The sequence below is a fragment of the Acinetobacter sp. F16 genome (assembly GCF_052712855.1).
Map to the genome: position 1 here is coordinate 104,267 of NZ_JBRATK010000004.1, position 13,254 is coordinate 117,520.

Genomic DNA, 13,254 nt, shown 5'->3' on the forward strand with positions numbered 1-13,254 from the left:
TCAAAAATTTGATTGACTGGAACAGGTCTGAATTAGTCTTCTAAAACGGCTAAAATGTCAGACTCTTTCATAATAAGAAGTTCTTCGCCTTGTACTTTGACAGTCGTACCTGCGTAAGTACCGAACAATACTTTGTCCCCTACTTTAACGTCTAAAGCACGTACACCATTGTCAGTAATCTGACCATTACCTACTGCAATGATTTCACCTTGAGCCGGTTTTTCAGCAGCAGAACCTGGAAGTAAAATACCGCCAGCAGTTTTAGTTTCTTCTTCAACACGACGAATAACTACGCGATCATGTAATGGACGAATGTTGCTCATTGGAAACTCCATCAGACTAAGTCTTTTATAGTGAAGTAATGATGACTTTGTTATTCCATCGGTCATCATCAAAATAATTTCGATGACACTTTTGTGGGGATGGAAAAAAACGCTTCAAGGGGGTAAGCAAAAAAAAGTGCTGTTTTTTGTATATTTTTTATTCAATCTCAAATATTTCTGTATTTATTCAGCATTTTCTTCTTTTAATACAAATTCTTTTTGTTTCCCATCAAAGTAATAATGCTCTACATCTGCATTTGCATAAATGACATTAAAACTATTAGGTAAGCCACGATGCAGCCGATATGAAGTCGCCGTTCCAGCATGAATATCCAGTACAGGATGTGCAACGCCTAAATGATAAATCTGGTTTAAATCATAAACTGCCGATTGATGCAGATGTCCATGCAACAATCCATTCAAGCCACTTTGACTCCAGGACTCCAACGCCATCCGTCCCAGCATCGGACAGTCTTTGACCCCATGCGGATTATTCGGTGGCGTATAAAAAGGCTGATGTGCCACGATCAGTTTGATTTTATCTTCAGGTGCGATCATTAACGACTGGTCAATCTGCTGGATTTGCTCCAACGAGATATGACCCCGGGTGTGATAACGACGTCGAATACTGTTTACCCCAATAATATAAAAATGTGCAGTTTCTAAGGTGGTTTCCATGTTACCAAAGAATAATTTATAACGGGTAAATGGACTAAAAATGCGATTCCACAGCTGATACAACGGAATATCGTGATTACCTGGCACCACCAAATACGGCAGATTTAAACTTTCCAAAAACTGTTTACAGTCATAAAACTGCCTATAGCGTGCACGCTGGGTTAAATCACCACTTACCACGACCGCTTCTATGGGATGCTCTTGGCAAAAGAGACGGATTGCAGCTATACAGGCGGGCTTTTCCGTCCCAAAATGTAAATCAGACAGATGCAGAATCATGAGGCACCAGTATTTTCAATGCATTTTTACGGACTGAAATTTTAAGCGGAGGCTGCATTTCAACAATTTCACCATCCAGTGCAACCGTTAATTTTTTTCGTTTCGAATGCACTTCGACTTCATCTCCAGAAAAGCTATACACATCTGGTGCTTTGTCCAAGTTTCCCTTTATTAATTGCCATAAAATTTTAAACAAGGTGCGTTTATCACTTTTGGCGACCACTATGCCTGCGACCTTGCCTTTTTCAGCAGCTTCAGCAATACGCAGGTTCATCTCTGCCAGTTGCAACTGGTTATTACCAAAGAAAATCAGTGGCGTTTTCACAGGATACTGTTTCCCATCCACTTCTATTTCAAGTTTCAACTCTTTACGGTCACGAATCAGCACATCCAGACCAGAGGTATAGGCATTTAAAGGAAAGCGCCCAAAACGCTGATTATAGAGTTCACGTTTTTGAATAAATAAGGGATATAGCCCCAAACTGGCATTATTTAAATAAATATGATCATTAATCTGTGCCACATGCACTTCACGCATCTTTCCTGTCGCAATTACATCCGCAGCTTTCAACAAATCGAGTGGAATATTCAGTAATCGCGCTACATAATTAAATGTTCCAAGTGGCAAGATACCCATTGGAATTTCTGTTCCCATCAATTTTGCTGCTACAGCATTTAAAGTACCATCACCACCCGCAGCAACCACCACGCCCAGTTCACTCGCCTGTTGATGCCGTGAAATAATTTTTTTCAATAAGTCCTCAAAATTTTCCTCAGAACCAATTTCAAAAGTCTGAATTTCAAAACCATACGTCGTTAAACATGTCATAAGTTGCTCAAAAATTTCATCTTTATTTGCAGCATGAAATCCAGACTTTTCATTGTAAATGAGTGACAAGGGTTTTAAACATTCTGACATTTTCTATACTATTTTGAAGCAATTGCTCTAATTTTGTCCAAATTATCAGCAATTAAAAGCCTCTTTATGTAAAATTCGAATGACTACCATTTATTTAATCAATAATAACTCTCACAAAAAAAATAATTATAAGTTATTGTTTTTAAAATACATAATTAAAATAAATAATACTCATAATAATTAAAAATACAAAAAACAAGTAAATAATAAAATCGTAAGTCATTGTTTTAATAAATATTAAACAAGAATACGCATAATCTACCAACCTATTCCCCATACTTCTTTAGTCTTATTTTTTTCACGATTTTATGCTTTAATACAGCCACTTTTTTTTATATTTTCATCCAGGCGATGTATCCCATTGCTTGGATTGTACTTTGTACATTTCAATTGTACACATTTGAGATAGGCCTCACCATGACCCAAGTGAACGCACCAGAATTCGTTCGTCACCCTAAGCTTATTGCATGGGTTGAAGAAATTGCAAAATTAACGAAACCAGCGAAAATTGAATGGTGTGACGGTAGCGCAGAAGAATATCAACGTTATATCGACTTGATGATCGCTAACGGCACTATGCAAGCGCTTAATGCAGAAAAGCATCCTGGTTCTTACTTAGCTAATTCTGATCCTTCTGACGTTGCTCGTGTTGAAGGTCGTACATATATCTGTTCAGAAAAACAAGAAGATGCAGGTGCGACAAACAACTGGGAAGCTCCAGCTGAAATGCGTACTCGTCTAAACGGTTTGTTCGATGGTTCTATGAAAGGTCGTACTTTGTACGTTGTTCCTTTCTCTATGGGTCCTTTAGGTTCTCATATTGCACACATCGGTATCGAATTAACTGATTCTCCTTACGTAGCAGTAAGCATGTCTAAAATGGCTCGTATGGGTAAAGCTGTTTATGACGTTCTTGGCACGGATGGCGACTATATTCCTTGCGTACACACTGTAGGTGCTCCGCTAGAAGAAGGTCAAAAAGACGTTGCATGGCCTTGCAACCCTGAAAAATACATCGTGCATTATCCTGAAACTCGTGAAATCTGGTCTTACGGTTCTGGTTACGGCGGTAACGCATTGTTGGGTAAAAAATGCCTGGCGTTACGTATTGCATCTTCAATGGGTCGTCAACAAGGCTGGTTAGCTGAACACATGTTGATCCTTGGTGTGACAAACCCACAAGGTGAAAAACATTACATCGCAGCTGCATTCCCATCTGCTTGTGGTAAAACCAACTTTGCCATGTTGATTCCGCCAGCAGGCTATGAAGGCTGGAAAATTGAAACTGTAGGTGACGATATTGCCTGGATTAAACCAGGTGAAGACGGTCGCTTATATGCAATCAACCCAGAAGCTGGTTTCTTCGGTGTAGCACCGGGTACAAATACCAAAACCAATCCGAACTGTATGGCTACACTGAGCAAAGACGTGATCTATACCAACGTTGCTGTGACTGACAACGGTGAAGTTTGGTGGGAAGGTCTGACTAAAGAAGCGCCTGCAAACCTGACTAACTGGAAAGGTCAGCCACACGTTGCTGGTGAAAAAGCTGCGCATCCAAATGCTCGCTTCACTGTTGCTGCTGGTCAATGCCCTTCAATTGATGCTGACTGGGAAAATCCAGCGGGTGTTCCAATCTCTGCATTCATCTTCGGTGGTCGTCGTGCAGACACAGTGCCTTTAGTTTCTGAAGCTTTTGACTGGGTTGATGGCGTTTACAAAGCTGCAACCATGGGTTCTGAAACGACTGCTGCTGCTGTGGGTCAACAAGGTGTTGTTCGTCGTGATCCGTTTGCGATGCTTCCATTTGCTGGCTACAACATGGCTGATTACTTCTCTCACTGGTTAGAACTTGGTGAAGAAGTGGGTGCTAAAGCTGTAGCTGCTGGCAACAAACTTCCTAAAATCTTTAATGTAAACTGGTTCCGTCGTGATGCTGAAGGTAACTTCGTATGGCCTGGTTTCGGTCAAAACATGCGTGTTCTTGAGTGGATGATTGATCGTTGCGAAGGCCGCGCTGAAGCGACTGAAACTCCAATCGGCTTGGTTCCTACGTATGAACAATTGAACTGGACAGGTATCGACTTCTCTAAAGAGCAATTCGAAACTGTTACGGCACAAGACAAAGATCAATGGATCAAAGAGTTGGAAAGCCACACTGAATTGTTCACTAAATTGGGTGAACGTTTACCAACTGCGCTTAAAGCACGTCAAAACGAGCTTTTAGAAGCTGTTAAAAAATCTGCTTAATTTTTTGAATTAATTTATAAAAGGTCACTTCGGTGGCCTTTTTTTACGCTAATATAAGCCCGCAAATAATTCCATAACAATAAAAGAGGAAAATCTCATTAAAGTTGCCAAAGGGACTTATGGTAGCGTAGAAGAGTTATATTCACGCTTTGCAGAACGTGCACATCAGGTCGGCGGTAACGTGGTAATTAACTACAATGCCAGCCAACGATTTGGTTTCTGGCCTTGGCGCATGGTACGTCCAGTAATTTTGGGTACTGCAGTTAAATGGAATACGCCTGTCAACTGTGCAGCAATGGGCGGCGTTGAAATTTAAAACAATCTAAAATATAAAGTTAAATGCATTCTCAGCTAAAAACTTAATTGAAGATCAATACTGCAATTTAACTCAAATAAAAGACCGTTAAAACGGTCTTTTATTTCATGTTTAAAAAACTTAAGCTGCACTATCCTGCGATCTCTTAACCAGTAACTTCGCAAGATATTGATCCAATAGCTGAATCTGCTCATCGGTAAATTGATAGCCTAGCTTGGTTCTGCGCCATAAAATATCCTGGCTGGTTTTGGCCCATTCTTGATCTACCAGATAATCGACTTCTTTGGCAAATAAGCCATGTCCAAAGTCTTCGCCAAGTTCATCCATCGCTGCAATACCATTTATAAATTTCCACACCCGTGAACCATAAGCATGCGCCCAGCGCGAAGCCAACTGCAACGGCGCATCTTCGATGCTTTGCATAATTTTCTGAATTAAGCGTTCAACCGAAACCAGGTTTTCTGCGCCAGGTAATAATGCTTTTTCAGTCCAGGGCTTGTTCATTTCCGGAAAGAAAGGTTGCAAATGTGCAACTGCAGATTCTGCCAGCTTTCGATAGGTGGTCAGTTTTCCGCCAAACACTGAAAGCAAAGGCGCATCATCTTTCTGCTCATGCGACATTGCCAAAGTATAGTCGCGGGTAATCGCAGATGGATTATCAGACTCATCGTCACATAAAGACCGAACCCCTGAATAAGTCCATAAAATATCTTCAACACCTAACTGATGCTTGAAATGATCATTATAAACATCCAGCAAATAATCAATTTCAGCTGGGGTAATCTTGACCCGATCCAAATCACCTTGGTATTCATGATCAGTGGTTCCAATCAGGGTGTATTGCTCCAGATAAGGAATCGCAAAAACAATCCGCTGATCATCATTTTGCAGAATAAAAGCTTGATCGCCTTCATATATTCTCGGCACAATAATATGACTGCCTTGAACAAGTCGAAGCCCATAAGGCGATTTTTGTTTCAAGTTCTGTTGAATAAATTGCGCGACCCACGGCCCCGCAGCATTCACCAATGCTTTAGCCTGAATCTGATAAGTACCTTGCGCATTCTCCAAATGCACCAGCCACAATCCATTTTCACGATATGCAGAGCTACATCGTGTTTGAGTAACAATATGCGCACCCAGCTCATGGGCTTGCAGCGCATTTAAAACCACCAGACGCGCATCATCTACAGCGCAGTCTGAATATTCAAAGCCTTGCGTTATTTCTTCTTTTAAAGGAATGGTTGCGGCATCAAAAGTAATATGCTTTGAACCGGCTAATTTTTCTCGTTTACCCAGATGATCATAAACAAATAAACCCGTCCGAATGAGCCATGCAGGACGTAAATATGGCTGATGAGGCATGATAAAACGCAAGGGACGAATAATGTGCGGGGCTTTGGCCAATAAGACTTCGCGCTCAACCAGCGCTTCATGCACTAAACGAAACTCTTTATGTTCAAGATAACGTAAACCACCATGAATAAGCTTGCTGCTTGCAGAAGATGTATGGCTGGCCAAATCATCCTTTTCACATAAAAATACAGACAACCCTCGCCCTGCTGCATCAACTGCAATACCAACGCCATTGATGCCTCCACCAACCACGACCACATCATAGACCGGATGACTCATTTGCATGATCACCTCCTCTAATTATATTAAAACAGCTGACTTAAATTTATTGTTGTTCCAGGAAACTTAACACTATTTAAAGTAAAATGACACTTGGAAATCAGGGGTGAATGGAATGAATATAAAATAATAATGGGGTTGTCAGATCAAAAAATAAACTCAGCATATAAATCATCAATCCAACTATTATTTCAACTACTTCACTTTCAAGCAGTTAAATTCCGCACATTTTTTATACAAAACTGGAAACCGCTACGCTTATGCCGTCAAAACAATAGGTTTAATATCTAAAAGCAATAACAAAATGGACTTTGATACATGATTGAACAAAACGTTCCTCAAGTAAATCTGGACACCAAGACACGGGTCAAATCCATTCTGGGTGGCTCAGCAGGTAACCTGGTTGAATGGTATGACTGGTATGTCTATGCGGCATTTACATTATATTTTGCTCATGCATTCTTCCCCAAAGGCAGTCAAACCGCACAACTCCTTCAAGCTGCCGCCATTTTCGCAGTCGGCTTTTTAATGCGTCCGATTGGCGCTTGGATTATGGGCATCTACTCAGATAAAAAAGGACGAAAATCCGGTCTCACTCTTTCTGTGACGCTCATGTGTATTGGTTCCCTGATGATTGCGGTCTCCCCCACCCATGATCAAATCGGAATATTTGCGCCTATTATTTTAGTGGTTGCCCGACTCATTCAGGGTTTAAGTGTCGGTGGAGAATATGGTGCCAGTGCCACCTATTTAAGTGAAATGGCAGAAAGAAACCGACGTGGTTTCTTTTCCAGTTTTCAGTATGTCACTTTAATTGCCGGTCAGCTTACCGCACTTTGCGTGCTACTGATTTTGCAGTTTGTCCTGACTGAAGAACAACTGCATGACTGGGGTTGGCGTATTCCTTTCTTTATTGGTGCATGTTTGGCGATTGTTGTGTTCTATATCCGTCGTGGACTGCTCGAAACCCAATCTTTTAAAAATGCACAACAAGATAAAACCCAGCCTCAATCCAGTATGTTTGCGCTGTTTAAGCATTATCCCAAACAGGCATTTACGGTGTTATTTTTAACCGCTGGCGGTACGGTGGCCTTCTATACCTACACCACTTATCTGCAAAAATATTTAGTCAATACTTCCGGATTCAGCAAACCTGAAGCTACGCAAATCACCACATTGGCGCTGTTTCTTTTCATGTGTTTGCAGCCAGCTGCGGGTGCATTGTCAGATAGAATTGGACGTAAACCGCTGATGATTTCCTTTGGGGTACTCGGTGTCTTATTTACCTATTTCCTGTTTGATAAATTAGGCCAGACCCAAGATTACTGGTCCGCATTCTGGATCTGTTTAGCCGGATTGGTCATTGTCACAGGCTATACCTCAATTAATGCCGTGGTGAAAGCCGAACTATTCCCTGCACATATTCGTGCATTAGGAGTCGCACTTCCCTATGCACTTGCCAATACCCTCTTTGGCGGAACAGCAGAGTTTTTTGCACTGAGTTTCAAAGAAGCTGGACATGAATCGTGGTTCTTTATTTATGTCACTATCTTAATTTCGATTTCATTGATTGTTTACATCTTTATGAAAGATACGAAACATAACTCAGAAATTAAAGAACACTAATCCACCCTCATTTTTAAAAGCCTTTCTTTGAGAGGCTTTTTTATTTATCTATTCTATTAAATAAAAATAATGAATTAGATGTACTAAACGGTCAAAATCATAACAACTTCTAGACTAAAGTCGAATGAAGAAGCCAAACCATGAGCGTATAACGTACCTGTAAAAATTTATTTCTACCTCCTACAACAAAATATATGTTTTTAAATTTTTTTCGTTTTGAAGAATTTAAAAGGATGTGTTTTGCCAACATTCTTTTGGAGAATTGTTGTGACAGATTCATCTTCTCAGGTTGCAGCTCCGCAACTTGACGGAAAAACTCGTTTCAAATCTATCCTTGGCGGCTCCGCTGGGAACCTAGTTGAGTGGTATGACTGGTATGTTTATGCCGCATTCACCTTGTATTTTGCTTCCCAATTTTTCCCTGAAGGCGATGATACTGTCAAACTGCTCCAAGCAGCAGCGGTATTTGCACTCGGCTTCCTCATGCGTCCAATTGGCGCATGGATTATGGGTATTTATGCAGACCGCAAAGGCCGTAAAGCAGGTTTAACCCTTTCGGTTTCACTAATGTGTGTCGGCTCGCTCATTATTGCCTGTGCACCAACCTATGCATCTGTGGGTATGCTTGCACCTGCCCTATTATTGTTTGCGCGTTTATTGCAAGGTCTTAGTGTCGGTGGTGAATATGGTTCTAGTGCAACCTATTTGACTGAAATGGCGGGTAAAAAACATCGTGGCTTTTTCTCAAGTTTCCAGTATGTGACTTTAATTTCAGGTCAGTTGCTTGCGCTATGTGTACTGATCATTTTACAACGCACACTTACTGAAGGTCAGCTGTCTGAATGGGGATGGCGTATTCCTTTCGCAATTGGTGCCTTACTTGCAATTGTCGTATTCTGGATTCGTCGCGGTCTGGTTGAAACACAATCTTCTAAAGAAGTTCAGGAACAAGCAAAAAATGGTGGACCTAAATCAGGCGCACTGGCTTTATTTACCAAATATCCAAAACAAGCCTTTACGGTAATTATGCTGACTGCCGGCGGTACGCTTGCTTTCAATACATTTACGACCTATTTGCAAAAATATTTAGTCAATACGTCTGGCTTTGAGAAAACCACTGCAACCGAAATCACCACTGCTGCCATCTTTATCTTCATGTTGCTTCAGCCTGCTGTGGGTGCGCTATCCGATAAAATTGGTCGTAAACCGGTTATGATCGCCTTTGGTGTATTGGGTGTATTGTTTACCATTCCAATTTTTAATGGCTTGGGATCAACAACAAATCCAACCACTGCATTCATGCTTTGCATGAGCGGCATGGTCATTGTCACTGGCTATACTGCCATTAATGCGGTAGTAAAAGCGGAACTGTTCCCTGCCCACATTCGTGCACTGGGTGTCGCTTTACCTTATGCCATTGCCAATACCCTGTTTGGTGGTACAGCAGAACTTGTAGCGCTTAGCTTTAAAAACGCGGGGCATGAAAACTACTTCTTCTACTACATTACTTTCATGATTGGCTTATCTCTCATTACCTATGTATTTATGAAAGACACCAAAAAACACAGCATGATTACCGACGACTAAGTCCAATGTAATTATTTGAATAATCATCTAAAAAAGCTTTCCAAGTTGTCACAATTGGAAAGCTTTTTTATGGGATATACGCCTTGATCACATCGTTAAAAAAGCAGGCTTATGGCATACTAAAGACAATAATAACGCTTGGAACTTTTGAAGATGAACAATACCTATAAATTGCTTGGCTTAGGTTTTATGGCGCTTGGACTTGCTGCGTGTCAAAGCACACCGCGTCAATACAATGGTAATGTCGGCTATCAGATTGAAAGCCAGTCAGCCAACTCGGCAACCTTGGCTTATACTCTGTCAGGTCGTAAAAACCAGACAGTCGATGAGACAAAATTACAACGCGCTTGTCAAAAAGTATTGGGCTTAAATAAACAATACAAAGTAGATATTTTAAGCATTAGTGAAATTGCCAACCCGGCAATACAGACGCCACAATATGGCCGTCAACTGGGTCAAAGTCGCACCAGTTTGAGCTTAAGTAATACTCCTGACTTACACAACAGAGAAAATATGGCGACCCGCGAAGCTTTAGAAGCGCGTCCAACAACTCTCAGCGTGGTTCGTTATACCTGTTCTTAATCGCTTTAAGTGACTTATTAAATACCAAGACGCTGTTTACAGCGTCTTATACAAACTCACATTTCGAAATTCTTTAGATTCATCCAAATCTGGCCAAGTCGTGGCACTTCGTTCATCTAATTTTTGATATTTTGGATGGCTAAAGTTTTTTACCCGACTGTCTGCAACCCACACCTCAGATGCGAATTTTAAAAACTCATCCAGAAAAAAGCGATTGCATTGGTCATATAAAACATCCGCTGCAAGCAATACATCGACCTGTTCTGCCTTATACAAATCATCCAGATATTCAAGCTCTACATCATTCAATTCTGCATTAGCACGGCAGGCCGCCAGACTGACTTTGTCGATATCACAACAAATAACACGTTTAGCTCCTGCCATTTTCGCTGCAATCGCGACTACGCCCGATCCGGCACCAAAGTCGAGAACGACCTTATCTTTAACGTGATGCGGCTCTGCAAGCAACCACTGCGCCATGGCAAGCCCTGACGCCCAACAGAAAATCCAGTACGGTGTATCGTTCCAGATCCGGCGGATCACTTCATCATCTAGGCGATCGGTTGGAAATACCGGTGGAATCAGCCACAGTGAAATCGGTGTTTCAGGCAATTGCTGCGCCATCAGCTCACAACCGGGAATCACCTCATGCAAAGCTTGAATTAAATGTTCAGGGGCTTTAGGAAATTGGAATGTACAGCTCATTAGATTTTTTATTCGTTTTAAAATTGGGATATGAAGAAATACAATCGTCTAAAATCATAATGAAAATCCCCTCTCCTTTTAAAGGAGAGGGTTAGGGAGAGGATTATTTTCAAAAGCACCCTCATCCTAACCTTCTCCCTGAGGGAGAAGGAACATCCATATGAATCAACCTAAAGCTTTTTCAGCAGCTTCAACAGTTTGACGAATCAACGTGGTAATGGTCATTGGACCTACACCACCTGGAACCGGTGTATACGCAGAAGCAACTTCTTCAATACCTGCAAGTTGAATGTCACCTACACCGCCGCCATCACGTGGATGGAAACCCGCGTCTACAACCACTGCACCTGGTTTAATCCAGTCTTTTTGGATCAATTCAGCTTTACCTACCGCACCCACAATAATGTCCGCTTGTTTCACAAAGTCAGCTAAGTTTTGTGTGCGTGAGTGGCAAATCGTTACGGTCGCATTGGCTTCAAGCAGCATTGCAGCCATTGGTTTACCCAAAATCGCAGAACGGCCAACAACCACCGCATGTTTACCTGCAATTTCAATGTTGTTTTCTTTAAGAATCGTCATGATGCCTGCAGGAGTTGCAGAACCATAAGCTGCTTCGCCCATCGCCATACGGCCAAAGCCAAGGCAAGTAACACCATCCACATCTTTTGCTAGTGAGATTGCATCGAAACACGCACGTTCATCAATTTGCTCAGGTACCGGGTGTTGCAACAAAATACCGTGAACATCTGGATTTGCGTTTAATTTTTCAATTTCAGCAAGTAACTGTTCAGTTGTGGTTTCTGAAGGTAGCTCAACTTTTAATGAATCCATACCGACACGGCGGCAAGCATTGCCTTTCATACGTACATACGTTGCAGATGCACCATCGTCACCGACTAAGATAGTCGCAAGAATAGGGGTACGATTTGTTTTCGCTTTTAATGCTTCAACGCGAGTTAACAAGTCTGCTTCAATTTGCTTCGCCAATGCACGACCATCTAAAACTAATGCCACGGCACATCTCCAAGTGTTGATATGAATCAATTTTGCAAATAATACATGATTATTTCGCCAATTTTATTCTATATGCCGATTTTATGCGCATATACACTATTTATAGTATTGTTTTTTTTTGAAAGATTGCTAATATGTGCATCACCAAGAGATGGCGGGGTGGCAGAGTGGTCATGCAGCGGACTGCAACTCCGTGTACGCCGGTTCGATTCCGACCTCCGCCTCCAATCTTGTAAAATGCCCGAGTGGTGAAATCGGTAGACACAGGGGATTTAAAATCCCCCGCCCACAAAGCGTGCCAGTTCGAGTCTGGCCTCGGGCACCATTTTAATACTTCTTAAAATGGTGCAATAAAAAACCCAGCTTAATGCTGGTTTTTTTATGTCTGGAATTTCTTCCCGACTTCTCTCTATTTGATTTTTGCAGTTATTTTACTGACCTACTTTTAAATAACCTTGCAAGCTATTATCCAGCTCTCGCTGCAAATGTTCAGGCTTAACAATTTTCAGATGAGGAATCCAGTAACGTACCAGTGGATTCAACTCTTTCTGATGCCGAATCTGACAGCTAATCAATAATCCCCCAGTTTCCGATTCATCCAGAATCACCTGTTCCGGAAAAATTCTGCGTTGCTTAAAATAAATCGCAGCATCGGGATGCACAGATAAAATCACTTCCTGTTTTTCGTGCTGAAACCAAATGCCATCTTCATCTTTTAATTGCTGCAGAACAGCCTGATCATGTTTGAATTGTGCAAGCCGATAGCTACAGATAATTTTCTCGATACGGCCCAGACGGTAAACACGCAGCTCCTGCTTGCGCACAGCTGCCAAATACCAGTTACCCATGTGATGAATTAACCGGTATGGTTTGACCACCCGTATTTGATCTCTGTAAAGCAAAGCAATTTGCTGTCTTTTTTGAATACTTCCTGTTAGTACCTTAAAATGTTCAGCATACTGCGTCGCGTCTTCAAAATTATAGCCTTTGGCAGAAAAGACCAGATTGGCGCGGTTATCAAACAGTTCTCTTAAAAAGGAGATATCTAATGATGGATAAAGGTCATTGATTCCTGACAATTGTGCAAAATTTTTAATGTCCTGTAATTTGAACCGCCCAAGATAAGAAGATTCCAGATAGAATTTTTTGGTTTTTGCATCCTGTATTAAAGGGAGATAGGAATTTAGCCGGTCAAAATCGCGCTCAATGGTTCGGTTACTGACCTGAAACTCACGTGCCAGCTCCTGCACGCTTAGCTGATACCCTCCATTTAATTTAGTTAAAATACATGCCAAACGCTCTGCAAGGCGCTCATGTGTTGAAGGAATGCCCTTCATAAA

11 protein-coding genes, 2 tRNA genes and 1 pseudogene are annotated in these 13,254 nt (G+C 41.5%); 7 read left to right on the forward strand and 7 right to left on the reverse strand.

Going from position 1 to position 13,254, the window contains the following annotated elements:
- Positions 1-32 precede the first annotated feature (32 nt).
- The 3 genes from ACU0NF_RS03850 to ACU0NF_RS03860 form a co-directional block, all read right to left on the reverse strand.
- Complete coding sequence (locus tag ACU0NF_RS03850) at positions 33-323, reverse strand: co-chaperone GroES (RefSeq protein ID WP_131213838.1); 291 nt, start codon at positions 321-323, stop codon at positions 33-35.
- A 183-nt stretch (positions 324-506) separates the two neighbouring features.
- Complete coding sequence (locus ACU0NF_RS03855) at positions 507-1,280, reverse strand: metallophosphoesterase family protein (protein ID WP_445660194.1); 774 nt, start codon at positions 1,278-1,280, stop codon at positions 507-509.
- Positions 1,261-2,199 carry a diacylglycerol/lipid kinase family protein gene (locus ACU0NF_RS03860; protein ID WP_445660195.1) on the reverse strand — a complete coding sequence of 313 codons (939 nt, stop codon included), beginning with the start codon at positions 2,197-2,199 and terminating at the stop codon, positions 1,261-1,263. The genes ACU0NF_RS03855 and ACU0NF_RS03860 overlap by 20 nt, the downstream gene beginning before the upstream one ends.
- A 417-nt stretch (positions 2,200-2,616) precedes the next feature.
- On the opposite strand from ACU0NF_RS03860, the gene ACU0NF_RS03865 reads away from it, so the two are divergent.
- Complete coding sequence (locus tag ACU0NF_RS03865; RefSeq protein ID WP_445660196.1) at positions 2,617-4,449, forward strand: phosphoenolpyruvate carboxykinase (GTP); 1,833 nt, start codon at positions 2,617-2,619, stop codon at positions 4,447-4,449.
- A gap of 97 nt (positions 4,450-4,546) precedes the next feature.
- A pseudogene (locus ACU0NF_RS03870) lies at positions 4,547-4,765 on the forward strand (hypothetical protein); the annotation flags it as partial.
- A 120-nt stretch (positions 4,766-4,885) separates the two neighbouring features.
- On the opposite strand, the gene glpD reads toward ACU0NF_RS03870, so the two are convergent.
- Positions 4,886-6,406 (reverse strand): glycerol-3-phosphate dehydrogenase, encoded by a 1,521-nt coding sequence (glpD, locus tag ACU0NF_RS03875; RefSeq protein WP_445660197.1) that lies wholly within the window; start codon positions 6,404-6,406, stop codon positions 4,886-4,888.
- A 312-nt stretch (positions 6,407-6,718) separates the two neighbouring features.
- Between glpD and ACU0NF_RS03880 the strand changes: the two genes are divergently transcribed.
- The 3 genes from ACU0NF_RS03880 (at position 6,719) to ACU0NF_RS03890 (ending at position 10,195) form a co-directional block, all read left to right on the forward strand.
- Entirely contained in the window at positions 6,719-8,026 is a 1,308-nt protein-coding gene (locus ACU0NF_RS03880) for an MFS transporter (RefSeq protein WP_131383022.1), read from the forward strand.
- A 267-nt stretch (positions 8,027-8,293) separates the two neighbouring features.
- On the forward strand, positions 8,294-9,613 hold the full coding sequence (locus tag ACU0NF_RS03885; RefSeq protein ID WP_131383023.1) for an MFS transporter: 1,320 nt from the start codon (positions 8,294-8,296) through the stop codon (positions 9,611-9,613).
- A gap of 153 nt (positions 9,614-9,766) precedes the next feature.
- Entirely contained in the window at positions 9,767-10,195 is a 429-nt protein-coding gene (locus ACU0NF_RS03890; RefSeq protein WP_131266778.1) for a hypothetical protein, read from the forward strand.
- 36 nt (positions 10,196-10,231) lie between these two features.
- Here the strand turns inward: ACU0NF_RS03890 and ACU0NF_RS03895 are convergent, their stop codons facing one another.
- Positions 10,232-10,900, reverse strand: a complete 669-nt coding sequence (locus tag ACU0NF_RS03895) for a class I SAM-dependent methyltransferase (protein WP_445660198.1) — start codon at positions 10,898-10,900, stop codon at positions 10,232-10,234.
- Positions 10,901-11,065: 165 nt separating this feature from the next.
- Positions 11,066-11,914, reverse strand: coding sequence for a bifunctional methylenetetrahydrofolate dehydrogenase/methenyltetrahydrofolate cyclohydrolase FolD (gene folD / locus ACU0NF_RS03900; protein WP_445660199.1), 849 nt, complete (start codon positions 11,912-11,914; stop codon positions 11,066-11,068).
- Positions 11,915-12,067: 153 nt separating this feature from the next.
- Here folD and ACU0NF_RS03905 point away from each other — a divergent pair.
- Both ACU0NF_RS03905 and ACU0NF_RS03910 read left to right on the forward strand, forming a co-directional pair.
- Positions 12,068-12,141: transfer RNA gene (locus ACU0NF_RS03905), tRNA-Cys, on the forward strand.
- 12 nt (positions 12,142-12,153) lie between these two features.
- A tRNA-Leu gene (locus tag ACU0NF_RS03910) sits at positions 12,154-12,239 on the forward strand.
- Between the two features lie 106 nt (positions 12,240-12,345).
- On the opposite strand, the gene ACU0NF_RS03915 is transcribed toward ACU0NF_RS03910, so the two are convergent.
- Positions 12,346-13,251, reverse strand: a complete 906-nt coding sequence (locus ACU0NF_RS03915) for a helix-turn-helix transcriptional regulator (RefSeq protein WP_445660200.1) — start codon at positions 13,249-13,251, stop codon at positions 12,346-12,348.
- Positions 13,252-13,254: the final 3 nt, after the last annotated feature.

Coding starts and splice junctions, on each gene's coding strand:
- ACU0NF_RS03865 (WP_445660196.1), top strand. CDS start 2,617: ATGACCCAAGTGAACGCACCAGAATTCGTTCGTCACCCTAAGCTTATT.
- ACU0NF_RS03890 (WP_131266778.1), top strand. CDS start 9,767: ATGAACAATACCTATAAATTGCTTGGCTTAGGTTTTATGGCGCTTGGA.
- ACU0NF_RS03895 (WP_445660198.1), bottom strand. CDS start 10,900: ATGAGCTGTACATTCCAATTTCCTAAAGCCCCTGAACATTTAATTCAA.
- ACU0NF_RS03850 (WP_131213838.1), bottom strand. CDS start 323: ATGAGCAACATTCGTCCATTACATGATCGCGTAGTTATTCGTCGTGTT.
- ACU0NF_RS03855 (WP_445660194.1), bottom strand. CDS start 1,280: ATGATTCTGCATCTGTCTGATTTACATTTTGGGACGGAAAAGCCCGCC.
- ACU0NF_RS03860 (WP_445660195.1), bottom strand. CDS start 2,199: ATGTCAGAATGTTTAAAACCCTTGTCACTCATTTACAATGAAAAGTCT.
- ACU0NF_RS03915 (WP_445660200.1), bottom strand. CDS start 13,251: ATGAAGGGCATTCCTTCAACACATGAGCGCCTTGCAGAGCGTTTGGCA.
- glpD (WP_445660197.1), bottom strand. CDS start 6,406: ATGCAAATGAGTCATCCGGTCTATGATGTGGTCGTGGTTGGTGGAGGC.
- ACU0NF_RS03880 (WP_131383022.1), top strand. CDS start 6,719: ATGATTGAACAAAACGTTCCTCAAGTAAATCTGGACACCAAGACACGG.